Genomic DNA, 20378 nt, shown 5'->3' on the forward strand with positions numbered 1-20378 from the left:
TGATGAAGGGCACCTTCATCGACCTGAGGTGGATGAAGGTGCCCTTCATCACGGACGCAGAGTGGTCGGGCGGGGCGGGCACGGGGGCGAGACCGAGCAGGTCGACGCGATCGGCCAGGGCATCGGCGATCGACCGCGCCTCCTCCACAGCAAGCGGCGGCACGTAGTCGCCGAGCAGCGCCGTGTGGTCGTCGGCGAACGGACCGGCGAGCAGCCACCGGGCGCGCCGACCGGCCACCCGCACCGGCAGGGGCAGGGCGTGGCCGTCGTGGTGGGTGAGGACGATCGAACGTTCGGCGAGCCGCCGGGACAGCTCGACCACCTCGCGCACCGGGGGCGCCTCCCGAGTGACGGCGGGTGCGGGACCGAGCAGCCCGAACGCGGCCTTGAGCCGCAGGATCCGGCCGGCTGCCAGGCGGGCCTGCCGCGCCGCGAGCTCGTGCCGGGTGATCACCTCCGGCAGCAGTGTGTAGGCGTGGTCCCACAGGCTCAGGTCCACGCCCGCGTCGAGTGCCCGCAGCGCCGCGTCCACCGGCGAGCAGCCGAACTCGGTCAGCCGGTCGATCGCTCCCCCGTCGGCCATCACGATGCCGTCGAAGCCCCAGCGGTCGCGCAGCAGGCCGGTCAGCAGGGCACGGGAACCACAGCACGGCTCGCCGTCGACGTCACCGTAGGCGGCCATGACCCCGACCGCTCCCGCGCGGATCGCCGCCTCGGCGGGCACGAGGTGCACCTCGGCCAGTTCGGTCTGCCCGATCGACGCGGACTGGCCGTTGCGGCCGCCCTCGGCGGCACCCTGCGCGACGAAGTGCTTGACCACCACGCCCGCGCCGTCGCCGAAGTGGATCAACGAGCGGTCCGGCCCCTGCATCCCGTGCACGAGCGCGGTGGTGAGCACCGCCGTCAGGTGCGGAGCCTCGCCGTAGCACTCCTCGGCACGACCCCACCGCGGATCGCGCAGGACGTCGAGCGCCGAGACCAGGGCGAGGTGGACGCCGTCGGCACGCAGGCGGCGGGAGACCACCTCGACGGCCCGCCGGTACAGGTCGGGGTCCAGGGCGGCCCCGACGTTCAGGTTGACCGGCAGCAGGCCCGCGCCCAGCGCCTGGTGTCCGTGCGGGGCCTCCTCGCACAGCAGGACGCCGATCGCGCTGCCGGACCGGGTGCGCACCTCCTCCTGCACCAGCGCGGCCAGTTCCGCGCGCTCCTGCGGACGAACGCCGGTCTCCCAGGTGCGCCCGCTCCACGCGTCGGCCCGGAACAGCCCGTACAGGGCGCCGAGGCCGCCGAAGCGGTCGACCTCGGCCCGGAACGCGTCGGTGACCTCGAACCCGCTGCCCCGGCGGCGCACCGCCTCCCAGCCCTTCAGCCGCTGGTTCAGCTGACCGGCGAGCCGCGTGGGGTCCAGGTCGTCGAGCACGGTGTCAGTCATGCGGACGGATCACCTCGTTCGCGCAGCGGACAACGCCGGCGAGCCGGTCCGCCTCTTCAGGGCCCACCCCGGTGACGCGGAACGTGTGACGTTCACCGGGGAACAGGGTGACCAGACCGTCGTCGCAGCGCGCGCCGGGCGTGACGACGTCGGCGAGCACCAGGGTGTCCAGGGAGAACGCCCGCGCCAGCACGAGAACCTCGCAGGCGGTGCCGTCGTGTCGGATCGAGACGTCGTGCCGTGCGGGCGGCACCAGCAAAGCGTTGCGCGGCACCAGGAACTCGACGTCCCGCAGCCCGTCCGCCTCCGCGAGGAGGACCTCCTCCCGGCGTCGCCGCGCGGCGCGGATCTCCCGTGGCACCGGGAGGGTGAGCACCGACCTGGCGGGCACGAAGGCCTCCTGGCTGGTCTCGGCGAGCACCCGGCCGTCGACGTGCCTGCGGGACAGGATCACCGTCGTCGTCCACGGCTCGTCGGTGTCGTTGGCCAGGGCCACGATCATCCCGGACGGCCTCGGCTGAAAACTCAGGAGCCGTGGCGCGCAGGCGCGGCGCACCGCGTGCCACGCCGGTTTGCGGACCCCGTCGCCGTCGACGATCGCCCACGACGACACCGGCCAGCAGTCGCCGAGCTGCCACAGCACGAGTCCCGCGCAACGGGGCCACCAGGAGCGCAGGTGGGTGATCGCGATCTCCAGCGCCCACGCCTGGGTGAGCGACGTGGCGAGATGCCAGTCGGCGAACCGCCGCAGCGAGCTCGCCGGCGCGGTGTACTCGGCGAGGTTGCGGTCGAGCTTCTCGACACCACCGCCCTGCTTCTGGTGGGCCCGCATGAACGGCCCCCGAGGATCGTCCGGCTCGGCACCACCCGCCGCACGGGTCAGCGTGCTGCGGGCGGCCGGGGCCTGGAAGCCGAACTCGGCGGCGAAGCGCGGCACGCAGTCGCGGTAGTGCACCGGGTCCAGGCGGTTCCACACGTCCCACTGGTGGGTCGTCGCGTGGTCGGGATCGTTGGGGTGCACCTCGGGATCGAGTGACGTCGGTGTCGAGGGCACGTACGGGTGCAGCGGCAACACCTCGCGGGCGACGGCGGGCAACACCTCGTCGTCGAGGATCTCGCCCCACGGCAGGGCCGGCGCCCGCTCGGACCAGCCCCAGTCCGCCGCCGCGAGCTGGTTCTCGTTCGAGCCGCACAGGAGCACGACCGACGGGTGCGGCGCGATCCGGTTCAGCACGTCGGCCGCCTCCCCGCGGACCAGGTCCACGAACGCGGGGTCCTGCGGGTAGGCGGCGCAGGCGAACATGAAGTCCTGCCACACCAGCAGACCCTGTTCGTCGCAGGCGTCGTAGAACGCGCGGTCCTCGTAGACACCGCCGCCCCACACACGGAGCAGGTTCAGATGAGCCTCGGCGGCGTCGCGCACCCGCCGCGCGTACTGCTGCGGGGTGACCCTCGGCAGGATCGCGTCGAGCGGCACCCACGCCGCGCCGTGCACGAAGACCGGGCGGTCGTTGACGTGCAGGACGAACTCCCGGCCGATCTCGTCCGGTTCGGTGGCGAGCCGCACACTGCGGAACCCGACTCGAGCGGTGTGCCGATCTGGCTCGACGCCCTCGCCGCTCAGGTCGACCTCGACGGTGTGCAGCACCTGCTCGCCGTGGCCACGCGGCCACCATCGGCGTGGCGCGGCGACCGGCACCGAGATCGGCCCGTCGCCGGTTCCTCCACCTCGCGCGATCACGTGCCCCTCGGGGTCGCGCACCGTCACGACGACGTCGAGAGCCACACCGGGAGCGCGCAGGACGGCCGGGTCGACGACGACCACCCCGTCCTGCTCCCCCGATCGCACGTCGGCGCGCACGAGGACGTCGCCCAGCCGGGCTCCTCGCCACCGGCGCAGCCGCACAGGACGCCAGATCCCGGCCGTGACGACCGTCGGGCCCCAGTCCCAGCCGAACGAGCACGCGGCCTTGCGCACGAAGTTGTACGGGTGCTCGTAGTCCTGCGGGAGGTAGCCGTACTCGGCCAGCCGCCGCTGGGCGTAGCCGATCGCCGAGGAGATCCGCACGGTGAGCACGTTCTCCCCGGCGACGAGCAGATCGGTCACCCGGACCCGGTGCCGCTGGTGCATGTCGAGGGTGCGCAACACCTCGGTGCCGTTCACGGCGACGACGCCGACCGTGTCGATGCCGTCGAACTCGAGGTCCACCTCCTCGCCGGGCGCGGCCGGCTCCAGCTCGACCCGGCCGGTCCAGGTCCAGTCGAGGTAGCCGGCCCACTGGGCGTCGGCCTCCGCGAGCCCGAGGTGCGGATCGGTGAGCAGACCGGCCGCCATGAGGTCCGTCTGCACGGTTCCCGGCACCGTCGCGGGCACCGGCGGCGGCAGCTCGGCCGGACGTGTGACGTGCTCTGGCAGGTCGCCGCCCACGGGTTCGACCACCCAGCGCGCGGCCGAACCCAGATCGGTGGTGCGCCCCACGGGTCAGTCCTCGGGGTAGTCGGTCGGCGCGCGGTACCCCTCTGGCAGGTCCGGTATCACGGACGAGCCGGTGTGCCAGGCCGTGACACCCGCGAGGCGCCCGCCGTCGAGCACGACGCGCAGCCGGTCGGCGCGCACCGGGTCGAGGACGACGAGCCGCTGGGCGCCGACCGTCGGCCCCGAGGCGATCACGGTGTCGCCGTGCAGCACGGTGAACCCGCGAATCCGTTGCCCCGCCGTCAGGTCCTCGCGGAGTTCGACGTGGTCGATCATGGTTCCCGGCGGGAACGAGACCTCGTCACCCTCCACGTCACCGTCCACCGGTTCGGCGAACAGACGCTCGCGGTGCGCGGTCCACTCCCGCAGCCGCGCGACGTCCTCGGCGGCGATCCGGCCGGACCGGTCCGGGGGAACGTTCAGCAGCAGGTTGGCGCCGCGCCCGACCGACCGGTACCAGACCGCCATCAGGTGCTCGACGGTCTTGCGTTCGGCGGCGGTGTGCCAGAACCAGCCGCGGTGCAGCGACACGTTGCACTCGGGCGGCAGGTAGAGCGCGTGCTCGAAACGGGTCGTGACCACCGTGTACTGGCTCATCTGGGTGTGGGTGACCACGTACTCGACCGGGTCGGCGACGATGCCGTCCTCGTTGCCCGCCCAGCGGATCGTCGGCGCGCCCATGTTGAACACCATCGCCTGCGGCTGGTGTTCGGCGACGACAGCGGAAACGCGGGCCCAGTCGTAGACGCGGCCCTCCGATCCCGCGCCGTCGAACCACAGTTCCCCGAGCGGTCCGTAGCGCGTGCACAGCTCGGTGAGCTGGGCGCAGTACACGTCGTCGTAAGCGGCCGGGTCGGGATACGCGGGATGGTTGCGATCCCATGGCGAAAGGTAGAGCCCCAGCGCGAGGCCCTCGACGCGGCACGCCTCCGCGACCTCGGCCACCAGGTCACCGCGGCCGTCCCGCCAGGGCGACGACGCCACGGAGTACCGCGTGGTCGCCGAGGGCCACAGGCAGAACCCGTCGTGGTGCTTGGCCGTGAGCACCAGGTACTCGGCGCCGCTCTCCTTCGCCGTCCGCGCCCACTGCCGTGCGTCCAGGTCGGCCGGCGCGAAGTCGGCGGCCGGCAGGGTTCCGTTGCTCCACTCCTTGTCGTGGAACGTGTTCAGTCCGAAGTGGACGAACATGCCGAGCCGCTGCCGCTGCCAGGCGAGCTGGTGCGCGGTCGGCACCAGCACCTCACCAGGGTGGACGAGCTGGGTCACTTGATTGCTCCTTCGGCGACGCCGCGGTAGAACCACCGCTGCGCGAGGACGAACAGGGCGATGACGGGCAGGATCGCGATCATGGAACCGGCCATGACGACGCGGGGGTCGTAGCCCAGCCACGACTGGGCCAGCCGGGACAGTCCGAGGCTCAGCGTGAAGTTGCCCTCGCTCCGCAGCACCACGAACGGCCAGAGGAAGTCGTCCCAGGCGCTGATGAACGTGTTGATGGCGACGACCGTGAGCGAGCCCTTCACCGCGGGCAGGTAGATGCGCAGGAAGCGCTGCCACTCGGTCGCGCCGTCGAGCACCGCGGCGTCCTCGACCTCGTCGGGCATGGCCGAGAAGGCGGCGCGCATCAGGAAGACGTTGACCGCCGAGACCGCGCCGGGCAGCCAGACGCCGACCAGCGTGTCGACCAGCCCCATGCCCCCGGTCATCAGGAACAGCGACACCATGATCGCTTCGAACGGGAACATCATCGACGCGACGAGCAGCCCGGCGAAGGCCTTCGCGCCACGCCACCCACGCCGCGACAGCATGTAGCCCGCCATGGTGGGGAGCACGAGCTGGGAGCCCAGGCTCAGCGCGCAGATGACCAGGCTGTTGGCGATGTAGCCCGCCATCGGCACCTGCTCGAAGATCCGCAGGTAGGCCTGCAGCGACGGGTCGTGCGGCACGAGGGTCGCGTCCGCGCCGTAGACGGGTTCGTCGCGTCCCTTGAGCGACGAGGACAACTGCCACAGCAGTGGACCGACGCAGAGGAACAGGACGAACAGCAGAGCCGCGTAGCGCGGCACGAGCCTGCGCACGCCGCGAAATCGCCGGACGGGCCGTGCCACCGCGATGGCCGCCATCAGTCCTCCTTCCTGGTGAGCCGGTGTGCCGCGACCGCGAGGACGACGGTGAGCAGGAACAGCGCGACACTGATCGCCGCCCCGTAGCCCGCGTTGCCCGAGATCGGGTCCAGGGCGGCGCGCTGGATGTAGAACGGGAGGGTCTGGGCACCGCCACCGGGTCCTCCGGTCGGGCCGCCGAGCACGTAGATCTCCGAGAACACCCGCAGCGAGCCGATGCCCGACATGAGCCCCACGAGCAGCATCGTGAGACGCACGCCGGGAACGGTGACGGCGAAGAACCGCCGGACCGGCCCGGCGCCGTCCACCATCGCGGCGTCGTAGAGCTCACGCGGCACCCCGCCGAGCGCGGCCAGGTACAGCACCATGTACCAGCCGAGGCCCTTCCAGACGGTCAACGCGATGGCGCAGGCCAGGATGAGCGTCGGATCGGACAGGAACGGCACGGCCGAGTCGGTGAGGCCGAGCGCCATGAGCGCGGTGTTGATCGGCCCCTGCTGGCTGAACAGGTTCTGCCAGATCAGGCCCACCGCGACCACCGACGCGATGACCGGTGCGTAGAAGGCCGACCGGAACACCCCGATGAACGGGATGCGGTCCTGCACGAGCGTCGCCAGCACCAGCGGCAGCATCACGAGCAGCGGCACCGCGAACACGGCGTAGAGCAGGCTGTTGCGGGTGGCCTGCCAGAACGCCGGGTCGGCGAGCAGGTCGCGGTAGTTGTCGATGCCGATGAACGCGCCGCGGTTGCCGAGAGGGCTGGCGTCGGTGAAGGACAGCAGGACGGTGTTGAGGAACGGGAAGACTCCGAACACCGCGATCAGCGCGGCACTCGGCGCGACCCAGAGCACGGGCACCCACCACGGACGGTGCAGCGCGGCACCCGAGACGCCCCGGCTCCGGCGGCGGGGCGCCGGGCGATCGGTGCCGCCACGGGTCTCCGGCCGCGAGGGTGAGAGCACCACAGCGCTCACCTGCTCTTGCTGACGATCGCGTTGGCCTGGTCCTGCGCGTCCTTCAGCGCCTGCTCGGGCGTCTTGCTGCCCTGCATCGCGAGCTGCACCTGCTGGACGATGACGGTGTTGACGGCGTCGTTCCACGAGTACAGGAAGGCGTTCTGCGCCTCCTGGGCCAGGCCGGCCGAGAGCTTCGCGGCCTCGGCGTAGGCGTCCGTGCCGCTGATCTTGGTGAACTTGTCGGCCTTCAGGGACGCCGTGGTGCTCGGGAAGTTCTGGATCGTGGGGATGGACACGAAGGTGGTCTGGTTCTGCTCGTTCAGCAGGAAGCGGGCGAACGCGAGCGCGGTCGCGGCGTTCTTCGTCGTACTCGTGACGCCGATCAGCTGACCGTCCTGCATGGCCTTGCCGCGGGCGTCGAGCAGGGAGCCGACCGAGGTGGCCGCGTAGACGGCGGGGTTGCCCTGCTGGACGGTGCGCATCGCGGACGCGTTCGTCGAGCCCCAGACCATCAACCCCTCGGTGTAGAGCTTGGTGGGGTCGTCGGAGCTGGAGATCGTGTCCTTGGGCAGGGCGCCGTCACGGTAGAGCTTGGCCATCCGGGTCACCCACTCGACGGCCTTGGGGTCCGACGCGAAGGTGAACGTGGTCTGCGCCTGGTCGGTGATGCCGACGTTCATGAGCTGCCAGTCCGACGGGAGCCGGTACATCGGGTTGGCGGAGAAGGCGTAGAACGCGCCGCCGGAGGCCTTGGCGATCTTCTCGGCCTGGTCGAACTGCTCGAAGACCGTCTTCGGCGGGGAGGCCGGGTCGAGTCCCGCCCGCTTCATCAGGTCCTTGTTGAACGTCTGCAGGCCCGTGAGGCCCCAGTACCACGGCATCACGAAATGCCCGTCCGATCCCGGCATCCTCAGCGAGGACCACAGGCTCGGGATGAACGCGTCACCGGCGCCGGGGGCGGACTTGTCGAGGTCGGCCAGGAAGTTCTCGCGCTGCAGCGCGTAGGCGGTGATCTGGTTCAGGTTGACCACGTCGGGAAGCCGGCAGGCCTGCGCGTCGCCGACCATGCGCTGCGTGAACGTGGCGTCGCCGGGGTCGTCCTGCCAGGTGACCTCCGTGCCTGGATTGGCCTTCTCGAAGTCGGCGATCACCTTCTCGAAGTAGGGGCTGAAGTCGGCCTTCAGCGCCGTCGTCTGGAAGGTGATCGACCCGTTCGGAGCTCCCTCGACCGGGGTGCCCGCGGCGATCTGGGCGTTGACGTCGCACCGCCCGGCTCTCGCCGGGGAGTTCGCCGACCCGCCGCCGAGGCCGCAACCGGCGAGCAACAGTGCCGCCGCGGCGGCCAGTGCGATGGGGGTGGAGTTCTTCATGAGCACCTCACAGCAGTGTGGTGATGACTGGCGGAACGGGTCAGAGCGGCCGGGTGGCCGGGTGGAACTGGGGCGCGATTCCGTAGATCTGGTCGCGAACCTCGTCGAGGGCACGCGTCGTGGCACCGGTCGCGGCCGGGCTGCCGGACTCGGTGCCGAGCCCGCTGAAGGTCACGCGGGGGCGAAACGGCGTGGTGGCGTGCACGAACTCCTGCAGCAGCCCGGCCACCTCACCGGTGGGGTCGACCGCGGGACCGCTGACGACGACCAGCTCGGGATCCACCACGCTGCACACGCTGACCATCGCCGCCGCGGCGTCGGGAAAGAGCGGGGTGAGGGCGGTGCCGGCGTTCACCGTGGCGGAGACGTCCGCGTTGAGCCAGGACGCCGGTCCGCGGCTCACCTGGTAGCCGACCTCGCCGGCCGCACCGGTGGCGCCGCGCACGACCCGTCCGTCCAGGACGATCGCCGCGCTGACGGTCTCCCCCAGCCGTAGCAGGGCGAAGGAGTCGACTCCGGCGGCGGCGCCGTGGCGCTGTTCCGCGACCGCGGTGAGCTTCACGTCGTTCTCCAGGCGCACCGGCACCGCGAGCGAGGCCTCCAACCGGTCGCGCAGACCGGCGTTCCAGGCCGGATGACCCTCGACGTAGGTCATGTCGCCGTCCGGCCCGACGATGCCCGGCGCCGCCACGATCACGGCCGTCAGTGCTCGGGGATCGATCGCACCGTTGCGTGCCGCCTGGGCGACGACCCGTTCGGCCAGCTGTTCGGGTGCCTCTCCGGCGAGGGCCGCACACCGTGCCGTACCGAGTGCGGTGCCGTCGAGGTCGGCGACCTCGGCCCAGGCCACCTCCGGCTGCAGTTCCACTCCGGCGACCTGGGCGACGCCGGGCCGTACGCCGTAGAGCACCGAGTTGGGACCGCGCCGCGGCCGGTCGTCCTCGCCGGCCTCGACGACGAACCCGGCGTCGGTGAGCCGCTGGACGATCTCACCGGCCGAGGGACGGGACACTCCCGCCAGCCGCGCTATCCCCGCGCGGTCGAGGTTGCCGTGGGCGAGCAGCAGGTCGATGACCGTCCGTTCGTAACCCGCCCCGCGTCGCACCTGCTTCGTCACGGCCTGCCTCCCTGGTCGAGGACGACGTGACGCGCGAGGCCGACGAACTCGCAGTCACCCCAGGAGAACCACTCGCGGGTGTAGAGCGAGGGATCGTCGACGTGGAACGACTCGTGCACGTGCCCGGTACCGGCATCGGTGCGGGCGAGCAGCCGGAGGCACTCGAACCGGTCCCGCGCGGTCCCGGTGCGGGCCGCCGCGATCAGCCCGAGGGGCCACACGTATCCGGGGAACGTGTGCGGACTGCCCTGGCCGGACGCGACCGTTCCCGAGAACCAGAACGGGTTGCCGGGACCGAGGACCAGCTTCCGCGTGGCCTGGTAGAGCGGGTCGCCGGCGGCCAGCGCGCCGAGCAGGGGAAGGGAGACCAGGCTCGGCGCGTTCGGGTCGTCCATCAGGACGTGGCCGCCGAGGCCGTCGACCTCGTAGGCCAGCACCGGGACTCCCCCGGGACCGGGCACGACGGCGTGCCGAAGAACGGCGGCTCGCAACTGGCCGGCCAGGTCCGCGCACCTGCGGGCGAGCGGCTCGTCGTGCCACACCGCCTCGACCACCTCGACGACCTCGCGCAGGGCGGCGGCCGCGAAGAGGTTCCCCGCCGCCGTGTAGTGCAGCGTGCAGGCGTCGTCGCTGGGCCGGAACCCGGTCCAGCTCATCCCGGTCACGGCGACCGGGGTCCCCCGCCCCTCGTCCGCGAGCGTGTCGATCGCAGGCGCGTTCTCCCGGCGGAACCGGTAGTCCGAGTCGCGGTGGTCCTGTTCCTTCTCGAGCGTCCGCACGACGGCGAGCACCGCCTGCCTGCCGCACTCCTCGACCGGCCCCGTCCTGCCGGTGGCACGCCACCAGGCCGTGAGGAAACGCAGCACGTGCGCCCCCGAGTCGATCTCGTACTTCTGTTCCCAGATCCACGGATCGCGGCACAGGTCCAGCGGGTTGTGCCGGGCGCCGTCCGGACTCAGGTTGAAGGCGTTCGCGTACGGGTCGTGGACGACGTGCCGGAGCAGCCGGGCCAGCACGCCCGCCAGAGCATCGGCGAGATCAGGATCGTCGGCCGCGAGCGGCAGGTAGGTCATCGCCTGGATGCTCGCGTCGCGCAGCCACATGGCCGGGATGTCGCCGGTGACCACGGCCGTCGTGCCGTCGGGCTGGGCCCGGAAGGCGCGCTCGGGCGTGCGGTGCAGGCATGCCTCGAACAGGGCGGTGACCGCTTCGCCCGCACCCGTGGCGTGCACGGCGTCGACCAGGGCGGCAGCCGGCTCGGCCCGGAGCCGGACTCCTCGCAGGGATGCGCTCACCTGTATCCCGCTTTCTATAAGGCAGGTTGCCTTATAGAAAGCTTCGACTTCCGCGAAGACAACCCTTCGCACGTTGTTGTGATCCAGCTCACATCAACGATCGGTGACCCGATGTCTTGCCAATGTCATGTCCGGCCAGCCGGACATGACAGGTTTCTGACGCCGTGATCGAAGGTCTAGACGTCCGATGGATGATCGACCTAGCCTGGGATGCCGGTCACCATGCGAGAGGGAGTCATGACTTTCCGTCACCGAGCCCTGCTGGCTGCGGTCGTCACGCTGACGACCACCTTCACCGCTGTGAGCCCCGCCGCCGCGAGCGGCCCGTTGCCGACGATCTCCCCCACGCCGCAACAGATCACCGCGACCTCCGCGGACTTTCCGGTGCCACCGGTGGTCGTGCTCGCGACGGACTCCGGCACCGACGTGGCGGCCAAGAACCTGCTCGTGGCCCTGCTGCGCGACCACGGGGTCAGGCGAATCGACGACAGCGGCAGCGGCAGCGGACCGGTGGTGCGCCTGGGTTCGCCAGGGCGGGACACCCCGGCACAGGCAGAGGGCTACGCGCTGAGCGTGTCCGGTTCCGGGATCACGATCAGCGGCCGGGACGGCGCAGGGCAGTACTACGGCGTGCAGACGCTCCGACAGCTGTTCGTCCGCTCGGCAGGCGGGTGGGCGGTACGTGGCACGATCGTGCGCGACTGGCCGAACATGGCACTGCGCGGGGCCATCGAGGGCTTCTACGGTCCACCGTGGACGACGGAGGACCGCCTGCGGCAGATCGCCTTCCTGGGCGAGGTGAAGGCCAACACCTACGTCTACAGCGCGAAGGACGACGACTACCTGCGCGCGCGGTGGCGGGACCCGTACCCGGCCGAGGAGCTCGCCACGCTCGGGCGCCTGGTGCGGGCGGCGAACGCCCACCACGTCGAGTTCACCTACGCGCTGTCCCCCGGCGTGTCGATCTGCTTCTCGGCACAGGCCGACGTCGACGCCGTCAAGGCGAAGTTCCAGGCGGTCCACGACCTCGGTGTGCGGTCGTTCTCGTTGCCGTTCGACGACATCTCCTACACGAAGTGGAACTGCGCCGGCGACCAGGCGGCGTTCGGCGCACCCGGACAGGGTGCCGCGGGCGCGGCGCAGGTCTCGCTGCTCAACAGGATCACCGCCGAGTTCGTGCGCACGCACGACGGTGTCCGTCCACTGCAGACAGTCCCGACCGAGTACAGCGACCTGAAGGACTCCCCGTACAAGACGCAGCTGCGCGAGCACCTCGACCCGTCGGTCGTGGTGCAGTGGACCGGCACCGACGTCGTGCCTCCGAGCGTGACCAACGCCGAGGCCGAACAGGTGTCCACTGTGTACGGACGGAAGGTGTTCCTGTGGGACAACTACCCGGTCAACGACTACGAGCAGTCGGCCGGCCGCCTGCTGCTCGCGCCGTACGCCGGGCGCGAGGCGGGATTGTCGCGCTACCTCAACGGAATCGTGTCCAACCCGATGAACCAGGAGGCCGCGAGCGAGATAGCGGAGTTCGGCGTGGCGGACCTCGCCTGGAACGACGCGGTGTACTCGCCCCAGCGGTCGTGGCAGCAGTCACTGACCCGGCTCGCCGGTGGTGATCCGGGTGCGACCGCGGCGCTGACGGTGTTCGCGGACCTCGAACACCTGGCTCCGACCTTCGGCCCCACGCCGTGGCAACCACAGGCGCCGGTGCTGGCCGCGAAGATCGCGCAGTTCTGGACGCGCTGGGACGCGGGCGACCACCGAGGTCTGCGCGACCTGCGCGAGTACGCGGTGCGGATCCGCGACGCGGCCGGGGTGATCCGGGCCGGCGGGGTCCAGGCCGCGTTCGTCGCGGACGCCCGGCCGTGGCTGGACGCCACCGCGTTGTGGGGCCAGGCGATGGTGACCCGGCTGGACGCACTGGCCGCCGCGGCGCGCGGCGACCGCGTGACGGCGCAACGGCTCACCTCCACCGCCGACACCCTCGTCACCAGGGCGCAGGCGGTGAGGACGGGCAACACCAACCGGTGGGGAGTCCGGCAGCCGCTGGTGGCCGACGGCGTTCTCGACACCTTCCTCGTCCGAGTGAGGGCACGCACGTGACATTTCCTGGTGCGGCGCTCGTTGTGGTGCCGCTACGACTCACACCCGCACACGCGCCGGCGCCGCCGTGAGCTTCTTCTGCCGGGTGTTCGAGGAGTAGTGGGCGACGGCGATCGCTCCGGCGATCGCCAGGACGAACCCTATGGTCGCGGCAGGCACGTAACCATCGCGGGCGTGATCACCGAGATAGACCAGTCCGACGAACGACGAAAGCACCGTGTTGGAGGTGAACATCACCGCGGTGACCCCGGTCGTACTGCCCTTTTGCAGCGCCATCGCGAACAACACCGCCGCGGTGAGTCCGTTGAGGACGATGGCCCAGGCCGCCGGTTCCAGGACGAGTCGCCACGCGGCGTCCGGGAGATGAAGGGTCCGTGCCGAGATGCCGACGACGCTGTAGGCGATACCGGAGCCGAATGCCAGTGCCACCGTCGCCCAGACGTGGTGGTGGCGTCGGGCGTAGATGGCGATCGACGCCACCGGAATCGCCGCGGCCACCAGGATCCACCGCCATTGCGGTGGCAGGGCCTGTGCCGGCCCTGGCTCCGCGGACACGCCCAGCAGAAACAGACCGATCGCGCCGACAGCCAGTGCACCCCATCCCCGTGCACGAAGACGGGCGCCCATGAAAGAGCTGATCATGGCGGTAACACCGACGCTGAACGCGAGCATCGACTGCACGAGGAACAACGGCAACCGATGCAATGCCGCGGAGGCGAAGGCGAACCCCAGCAGATTCACACCGAGGCCGAGGAAGTACAGCCACTGACGCCAGAGAGCGATGAGATCGAGAGACGATCCGCCGCGCGCGGCCACCCGCCGGACACCCATCGACTCCAAGATCGAACCACTGCCGGACGCCAGGGTGGCCAGCACGGCGAGAACGTAACCCAGTGCCATTCGTCCATTGTGTCAGCCGGTGGTCGCCGTGCTTTCAATGTCCCCGTGCATGCAGCTGATCCGGCACCCCACCACGGCAACCGGCTACCTTGTGTTGCAACTGGGCTGCGGTGAGTCACCCCCGAGCGAGTGAACAGGAGCGGGTATGACCGACGATGTGGCCGGCCAAGTGATCAAGGCTGAGAAGGATCGGATCCGATGTCTCCTGGACGTGGATCGCGGCACCTACGACCGCTTGCACGCCGCGGAGTACCGGTTGTGCAACCCGACCGGCACCGTGTGGACGAAGCCCGAATACCTGGATCTCCTCACCACCGGGCGGCTCGCCTACCGGGAACTGGAGCTGACCGGCGACGTGGACGCCATCGTCGGCACCGACGTCGTCGTCCTCCGCTACCGGTGCGTCATCGAAGTCACCGTCGACGGCGCGGACATCCCGCGGCACGAGGCCTGGCACACCGACGTCTACACCAATGCCAGCGGCACGTGGCGTTGTGTCTGGTCCCAAGCCACCGGCATCATGGACCTTCCGCCGGCCGCACCCTGACCCAGCACGAGGAAGGCGCGGTCCGACCGGCCGGATGCACGAGGCCGGATGGGCTACTTCGCTTGCACCACAACGACATTCGCTGGTCCGGCTGAGTGAAGTACCTGAGTATCGGGGACATGGCGCGACCTTGACGGTGACCATAGGCGGCGGACTGCAAATCGTCAGGTCAGGGGGACGCGATGTCGGACCCGATGGCGCACGTGGAGCGCATGGTCGACGACTGGGAGCGTGACGCCGACCGGAAAGCCGCTCGCTACCAGGAGATGGCGCGCGAGGCCGGGCAGATCTCGATCACAGCGGCCGCGGCCGATGGCGCTGTCACCGTAACGGTTGGTGCGAACGGGATTCCCACCCACGTGGCCATGACCGACGCGGTCCGGCGGTTGCCGCCGGACCGGATCGCCGCCGCCGTGCTGGAGGCGATGCGCGGGGCGCAGGCACAGTTTCCCGGACGGCTTGCCGAGATCATGGCGCAGACCGTCGGCGAGGACTCCACCACGCGCTATCTGCTCGACCAGGCACGCACCACGTTCCCGCCGCCAGCAGACGAGACGTCCCGCGGCGCGTCCCCGGCCCGCCGCCTGCCTGACGACGATCTGGGTGACGAGAGCTACCTGAGACCGGGCCGCTGATGGCCGGCTACGAGGTCCTGGTCGACGAGTTGGAGGCGCACCGGAGGCGGCTGGAGGCGCTGGCCGACCGGATGCGCGAGGCGGTGGACGCGGCCCGCCAGGTCAGCATGACCGACGACGCGTACGGCGTGATCTGCCAGCCGTTCGCGATGATGCTGCAACCGTTCGAGGACAAGGGCGTCAACGCCCTCAGCAGCGGTGCGGCGTCGCTGGAGGACGTCGCGCAGGGTGTGCGGGCGACTGCGGCCGCCTACTCCGCGCAGGAGGACGCCGAGGCCACACGGTTCCGCGGGAACGCCTGATGGGCGACGGAGACCTGGTCGCGCAGCCGAAGGACGACACGTCCGCCGTCACCGGCATCGGATTGCTGGAATCTGCCAGCGACCTGTCTGAGGGCATCTCGAACGGCGACTGGTTGAGCGCTGGGCTGGGCGCGGTCGGCGTCGGACTGGAAGTGCTCAGCATCGTGGTCGATCCGATCGGCACGCTGGCCTCCTACGGCGTTTCGTGGCTCATCGAACACGTGCAACCGCTCAAGGAGGCTTTGGACTGGCTCGCGGGAAATCCACCGGTGATCCGGGCGTTCAGCGAGACGTGGGGACGTGTGGCCGCGGCGGTCGCCGCCATCGCACAGGAGTTCACCGCCGAGACCGCCGCCGGCACGGCGGGATGGACGGGGTCGGCGGCGGACGCCTACCGCGGCCACGCCGCCGAAGTCGCGGACGGCATCGCGAGCGCGGGCACACTGGCCGACGGCATCTCCGCCGGAGTCATGATCATGGGCGAGGTCGTGGCGTTCGTCCGGGAGACGGTGCGCGACATCGTGGCCGAGCTCATCGGCAGGCTCATCGCCTGGGCACTGGAGGCGGCGTGCACGCTGGGCGCGGCCACGCCCGTCATCGTCGGCCAGGCCGTCGCCGCGATCTCCCGCGTGGTCAAGAAGATCGGCGACCTGATCCGCCGTCTGGTCAAGACCATCTCCAACGTGGCCCCGCGCATCCGCAAGGTGATCGACAAGCTGGACGAGATCATCGCCAAGCTGGCCAAGCTCGGTCGCCGTCCCAGTGGCCCCGACACCCCGAACGCGCCTGACCCCGTTCACTCCGGCACCACCAAGCCGTCCGGTGTGGACGACGGAACCAGTCCGTCCGCCGCACGTTCGGGCGGTGACACGACACCGTCCAGCGCCAAGACGCCCAGCACCTCGGAATCGCCGGACGGCACCACGTCGCCGTCGTCAGCGAACCACACGCCCGATGGCGACGGTGGTCCGACCGTGACCAAGCCCGGCGCGCGCAGTGAATCCGGCAAGCCGGATTCACTGCGCACCATGGTGAGCAACGCCAAGGGGAACATCCGCGACTTCGCCGTGCAGGCCAAGCAGAAGATCGGTCGCGCGCTCGGCGACCCGGTCGACATGGTCAGCGGCGAGGTGCTGCTCGCGCAGGAGGACGTCCACCTACCCGGTGTGCTGGCGCTGGTGCTCGCACGCACACACATGTCGAACTACCGCTCAGGGCGGCGATTCGGTCCATCGTGGACATCCACACTGGACATGCGAGTCGAGGTGGACGCCAAAGGCGTGCTGTTCGCTTCTGAAGACGGGATGCTGCTGTCCTACCCGCGCGGGGTCAACGGCGTCGCGTCCCTACCCGAGGCGGGCCCGAGGTGGCTGCTCACCCCCGCCGACCGCGGCGGTTACATCATCAGCGACCCGATCACGGGCCGGTTCCTGCGCTTCGCGGCGATCCGCCCCGGCGACACGGTCCTGCCCCTGGCCGAGGTCACCGACCGCAACGGCAACTCCATCACGTTCCTGCACGACGACACCGGTGCGTTGCGGGCGATCCGGCACTCGGGTGGCTACCTGGTGCGCGTCGACTGCGAAGGTGACCGCGTCACGGCCCTGCACCTGGTCGGCGCGGCCCTGGACGGTTCGGAGGTGACGCTCAAGCGGTACACCTACGACGACGCTGGAAACCTCGCGGAGGTCTACAACTCCTCGAACATGCCGATGCGTTTCGCCTACGACTCGGCGCACCGCATGACGCGCTGGGAAGACCGCCGCGGCACGTGGTACGAGTTCATCTACGACGACGCCGCCCGCTGCGTGCGGGGAGTCGGTGCCGACGGCATGCTGAACAGCACCTTCGCCTATGACACGGCGGGCCGCGTCACCCGTCACACGAACTCCCTCGGCCACACCAACACTTTCCACTACAACGACCTCGGTCAGGTGCTGCGCCGCGTGGACCCGCTCGGCGGCACCACCCGCTTCGAGTACGACCGCTACGACCGGCTGCTGGCCGAGACCGACCCACTGGGCGGCACCACCCGGTGGGTCCTCGACGAGTCGGGGGACCCGGTCGAGACGATCTCCCCGGCCGGCAGCCGCACCACGGCCCGGTACAACGACCTGCACCTGCCGGTCGCCGTCACCGAGCCTCACGGCGCGGTCTGGCGGCGCGACTACGACGAGCGCGGCAACCTCGTCTCCACCACCGACCCCGCCGGCGCTTCGGCCACGTTCGAGCACAACGAACTGGGCCACCTGGTGGCGGCCACCGACGCGCTCGGCCACACCCGCCGGTTCGAGACCAACGCGGCCGGCCTGCGCATCTCGGCCACGAACGAACTTGGCGCCACCACGACGTACGCCTACGACGGGTTCGGCAGGGTAACCGCGATCACCGACCCGATGGGAGCGGTCGCCCGCTTCGGCTGGACGGTCGAAGGCCGGCCCGCGTGGCGGAGCTGGCCGGACGGCACGGTGGAGCGGCGCACCTACGACGCCGAAGGCGACACCCTGGAGCACGTCGACCCGGCCGGCGGCGTTACCCGCACCGAGTTCACCCACTTCGACCTCAAGGCCGCGCACACCACACCGGACGGCGCGCGCCTGGAGTACGTGCACGACACCGAACTCCGGCTGGTCGCCGTGCGCGACCCGGAAGGTCTGACTTGGACGTTCGATTACGACGAGGCCGGCCGCGTGGTGCGCGAGACGGACTTCAACGGCCGGGTGCTGTCCTACCGGCACGACGCGCGCGGCAACGTCGTCGAGCGCGTCAACGGCGACGGCCAGGTCACCACCTACCTGCGCGACGCACGCGGCGAAGTGGTCGAGCAGCGCGCGGACGGCCGGGTCACCACCTTTTCCTACGACGACCTCGGGCGGGTGGTGCGCGCGACGACGCCCGACGCCGACGTGGAGGTGGCCTACAACGTCGTCGGAAGGCTGGTCGCGGAGACCTGTGACGGCCGTGCCGTCGCGTGGACCTACGACAGGGCGGGCCGCCGGACGTCCCGCCGCACCCCGTCCGGCGCGGAGTCGGTGCTGCACTACGACCTGACGGGCCGCATCGCCGAACTGGCCACGGCCGGCCGGGTCGTCACGTTCGAGCACGACGCCGCGGGCCGCGAGGTGCGGCAGCGGTTCGGCGCGGCCACGCTCACCCGCACCTGGGACGAGGGCCACCGCCTGCGCACGAGTGTGCTCGCCGCCGCCACGCCCGACGGCAGTCGCATCACTCAACGCAAAGCGCACACCTACCGCGCGGACGGCGCGCTCACCGCCGTGGTGGACCAACTGTCCGGGCCGCGGACCTACGACCTCGACCCGGCCGGTCGGGTCGTGCGGGTTACCGGAGGCGCCGAGGAACGCTACACGTACAACGCGTCCGGCAACGTCGTCGCCTCGTCGGGTGGTGCGCCGGAGACCGAGGGCCCCTGGACCTACCAGGGCACGCGGCTGGTCCGTGCGGGCGCGACGCACCTGGACCACGACGCCCAGGGACGGGTGGTGCGCCGACGCCGGCGGACGCTGTCCGGCCGGGTGCTGGAGTGGCGCTACGAGTGGGACGCCGAGGACCTCCTGCGGGTCGTCACCACACCCGACGGCACGCGCTGGCGGTACTCCTACGACGCGTTCCAGCGGCGGGTGGCCAAGGAACGGCTCTCCGCTGACGGTGTCGCGCAGTGGCGAACCACGTTCGCCTGGGACGACCTGCGGCTGGCCGAGGAGACCACCTCCGACGACCACACCACGACGTGGACCTGGCACCCCGAGGACTGGCGGCCGGTGACCCAGGTCGACCGCACACCGCACGGCACCCGGTTCCACGTCGTGCTGACCGACCTCGTGGGCACGCCGACCGAACTGGCCACGCCCGACGGCGAGATCACGTGGCGCGGCAGGGGACCTCTGTGGGGCGTGCTCGGTGGCGACGGCGCCGCCTACACGCCGCTGCGGTTCCCCGGCCAGTACCACGACCGCGAGAGCGGCCTGAACTACAACCTGCACCGCTACTACGACCCGGCGCTGAGCCGCTACCTCAGCGCCGACCCGCTGGGCCTGCTCGGTGGCACCAGCGTCCACTCCTACGTCGTCAACCCGCTGACCTGGATCGACCCGCTCGGCCTGCACGGCTACGACGACACGTACAAGACCTTCGCCTGGACCGACCGGGTGAACACGCTCAGCGGCTGGGGCCGCCACCCGTCCTATGTCCAACGTCCCAGCTTCAGCCAGATGCGAGCCTTCCACGCCCAGGTCCAACACCCTCTGGCCGTCGGACCCGACGGTCGGGACCGAGGTGTGTTCGGCCGCTACTATGCGATGCACGCCGAGCGCCAGGCGGCGTTTCTCGACCCGAACGCGCGGATCACGGTGGCGAACACCATGTGTGACGATTGCCAGAAGTTCTTCCAGAAGCTGGCGAAGTACCGGAAGCAAACGCAGTACGTCACCGACCCCGACCACCATTGGACCTTCCCCCCGGACGGGCCTCCCCATGCCACACCACTACATTGACGACATCCTCCGCAGGCTGGACGGCATCGACTGGCCAGACGGTGAACCCCCGTACCGCGACCGCGTGGCCCTGCGCAACGCCTTGGGCACCGAAGCGGTGATCCGCCTGGGCGTGTTGTGCGCCGAACGCGTACGCCCGGTGTGGGAACGCGCTTTCCCAGCCGACACCGAGCCGATCGACGTCCTGCATGCGGCCCTGCAAGGCGCCGACGCCGCGGCGGTGAAAGCACGGATCGGCCGGTTGCAGACCCGGATCGACAACGTCGGACTGATGGGTGCGGAGTTCGCGGGCGCGGGGGGCGCGGCGTTCGCGCACTGGGCCGCGGCGCGCGATCTGCTTTACGGCGTGCCGAAGGAGTTCGAGGAGGACGAGGGCGAGATCGACGTCGACTCCTACGACTGGTCGCCGTGCTTCATCGTCTCGGTGGTGGAGGCGGGCGGCGCGGTCTGGGAGGAGACCGGCGACCCGGACAAGCGCCGCGCGTTCTGGCGGTGGTACCTGCGGGAAGCCGTGCCGATCGCGCGCGCCTGACCACGCCAAGCCGTCCGGCCGCTTGGCCAGGTGCTCGCACAGGACCGCCCTCACCCCGTCCACGCTGATCATG

15 protein-coding genes are annotated in these 20378 nt (G+C 70.7%); 6 read left to right on the forward strand and 9 right to left on the reverse strand.

Features of this window, described 5'->3' with window-relative positions; translation table 11 throughout:
* From B0F77_RS16195 to B0F77_RS16230, 8 genes are all read right to left on the reverse strand, one after another.
* The coding region (locus B0F77_RS16195) for a glycoside hydrolase family 3 protein (protein WP_143466768.1) at positions 1-1432 on the reverse strand (1432 nt) is incomplete at its 3' end.
* Positions 1425-3911: a glycoside hydrolase family 2 protein gene (locus B0F77_RS16200; protein WP_086663732.1), complete on the reverse strand. Its 2487-nt coding sequence runs from the start codon at positions 3909-3911 to the stop codon at positions 1425-1427. The genes B0F77_RS16200 and B0F77_RS16195, both read right to left, overlap by 8 nt.
* A 3-nt stretch (positions 3912-3914) precedes the next feature.
* Complete coding sequence (locus B0F77_RS16205) at positions 3915-5174, reverse strand: alpha-L-fucosidase (protein WP_211293826.1); 1260 nt, start codon at positions 5172-5174, stop codon at positions 3915-3917.
* Positions 5171-6031 carry a carbohydrate ABC transporter permease gene (locus tag B0F77_RS16210; RefSeq protein ID WP_086663733.1) on the reverse strand — a complete coding sequence of 287 codons (861 nt, stop codon included), beginning with the start codon at positions 6029-6031 and terminating at the stop codon, positions 5171-5173. Before B0F77_RS16210 ends, B0F77_RS16205 begins: the two co-directional genes overlap by 4 nt.
* Complete coding sequence (locus B0F77_RS16215; RefSeq protein WP_245848249.1) at positions 6031-6996, reverse strand: carbohydrate ABC transporter permease; 966 nt, start codon at positions 6994-6996, stop codon at positions 6031-6033. Before B0F77_RS16215 ends, B0F77_RS16210 begins: the two co-directional genes overlap by 1 nt.
* Positions 6997-7001: 5 nt before the next feature.
* Positions 7002-8357 carry an extracellular solute-binding protein gene (locus tag B0F77_RS16220; protein ID WP_086663734.1) on the reverse strand — a complete coding sequence of 452 codons (1356 nt, stop codon included), beginning with the start codon at positions 8355-8357 and terminating at the stop codon, positions 7002-7004.
* Positions 8358-8397: 40 nt separating this feature from the next.
* A complete protein-coding gene (locus B0F77_RS16225) occupies positions 8398-9474 on the reverse strand; it encodes an ROK family transcriptional regulator (RefSeq protein WP_158102717.1) in 1077 nt (358 codons plus the stop codon).
* Positions 9471-10769, reverse strand: a complete 1299-nt coding sequence (locus B0F77_RS16230; protein WP_158102718.1) for a glycoside hydrolase family 125 protein — start codon at positions 10767-10769, stop codon at positions 9471-9473. Before B0F77_RS16230 ends, B0F77_RS16225 begins: the two co-directional genes overlap by 4 nt.
* 237 nt (positions 10770-11006) lie before the next feature.
* Here B0F77_RS16230 and B0F77_RS16235 point away from each other — a divergent pair, with 237 nt between their 5' ends.
* Positions 11007-12878 carry a glycoside hydrolase family 84 protein gene (locus B0F77_RS16235; RefSeq protein ID WP_086663753.1) on the forward strand — a complete coding sequence of 624 codons (1872 nt, stop codon included), beginning with the start codon at positions 11007-11009 and terminating at the stop codon, positions 12876-12878.
* 39 nt (positions 12879-12917) lie between these two features.
* Here B0F77_RS16235 and B0F77_RS16240 read toward each other — a convergent pair whose 3' ends face one another.
* Complete coding sequence (locus tag B0F77_RS16240; RefSeq protein ID WP_086663737.1) at positions 12918-13778, reverse strand: DMT family protein; 861 nt, start codon at positions 13776-13778, stop codon at positions 12918-12920.
* A gap of 145 nt (positions 13779-13923) precedes the next feature.
* Here B0F77_RS16240 and B0F77_RS16245 point away from each other — a divergent pair, with 145 nt between their 5' ends.
* From B0F77_RS16245 to B0F77_RS16265, 5 genes are all read left to right on the forward strand, one after another.
* Complete coding sequence (locus tag B0F77_RS16245; RefSeq protein ID WP_086663738.1) at positions 13924-14325, forward strand: nuclear transport factor 2 family protein; 402 nt, start codon at positions 13924-13926, stop codon at positions 14323-14325.
* 182 nt (positions 14326-14507) lie between these two features.
* Positions 14508-14960: a YbaB/EbfC family nucleoid-associated protein gene (locus tag B0F77_RS16250; protein ID WP_086663739.1), complete on the forward strand. Its 453-nt coding sequence runs from the start codon at positions 14508-14510 to the stop codon at positions 14958-14960.
* Positions 14960-15262: a type VII secretion target gene (locus tag B0F77_RS16255; protein WP_086663740.1), complete on the forward strand. Its 303-nt coding sequence runs from the start codon at positions 14960-14962 to the stop codon at positions 15260-15262. The genes B0F77_RS16250 and B0F77_RS16255 overlap by 1 nt, the downstream gene beginning before the upstream one ends.
* Positions 15262-19773 carry an RHS repeat-associated core domain-containing protein gene (locus B0F77_RS16260; RefSeq protein ID WP_086663741.1) on the forward strand — a complete coding sequence of 1504 codons (4512 nt, stop codon included), beginning with the start codon at positions 15262-15264 and terminating at the stop codon, positions 19771-19773. The genes B0F77_RS16255 and B0F77_RS16260 overlap by 1 nt, the downstream gene beginning before the upstream one ends.
* Positions 19754-20305, forward strand: coding sequence for an Imm5 family immunity protein (locus B0F77_RS16265; RefSeq protein ID WP_086663742.1), 552 nt, complete (start codon positions 19754-19756; stop codon positions 20303-20305). The genes B0F77_RS16260 and B0F77_RS16265 overlap by 20 nt, the downstream gene beginning before the upstream one ends.
* The last annotated feature ends 73 nt before the right edge of the window (positions 20306-20378 follow it).

This window comes from Lentzea kentuckyensis (assembly GCF_002150765.1).
Classification (GTDB): domain Bacteria; phylum Actinomycetota; class Actinomycetes; order Mycobacteriales; family Pseudonocardiaceae; genus Lentzea; species Lentzea kentuckyensis.

Bases quoted from the DNA above. Each gene is read 5' to 3' on its own strand.
- B0F77_RS16210 (WP_086663733.1), bottom strand. From the start codon at position 6,031: ATGGCGGCCATCGCGGTGGCACGGCCCGTCCGGCGATTTCGCGGCGTG.
- B0F77_RS16220 (WP_086663734.1), bottom strand. From the start codon at position 8,357: ATGAAGAACTCCACCCCCATCGCACTGGCCGCCGCGGCGGCACTGTTG.
- B0F77_RS16235 (WP_086663753.1), top strand. From the start codon at position 11,007: ATGACTTTCCGTCACCGAGCCCTGCTGGCTGCGGTCGTCACGCTGACG.
- B0F77_RS16240 (WP_086663737.1), bottom strand. From the start codon at position 13,778: ATGGCACTGGGTTACGTTCTCGCCGTGCTGGCCACCCTGGCGTCCGGC.
- B0F77_RS16245 (WP_086663738.1), top strand. From the start codon at position 13,924: ATGACCGACGATGTGGCCGGCCAAGTGATCAAGGCTGAGAAGGATCGG.
- B0F77_RS16250 (WP_086663739.1), top strand. From the start codon at position 14,508: ATGTCGGACCCGATGGCGCACGTGGAGCGCATGGTCGACGACTGGGAG.
- B0F77_RS16255 (WP_086663740.1), top strand. From the start codon at position 14,960: ATGGCCGGCTACGAGGTCCTGGTCGACGAGTTGGAGGCGCACCGGAGG.
- B0F77_RS16260 (WP_086663741.1), top strand. From the start codon at position 15,262: ATGGGCGACGGAGACCTGGTCGCGCAGCCGAAGGACGACACGTCCGCC.
- B0F77_RS16265 (WP_086663742.1), top strand. From the start codon at position 19,754: ATGCCACACCACTACATTGACGACATCCTCCGCAGGCTGGACGGCATC.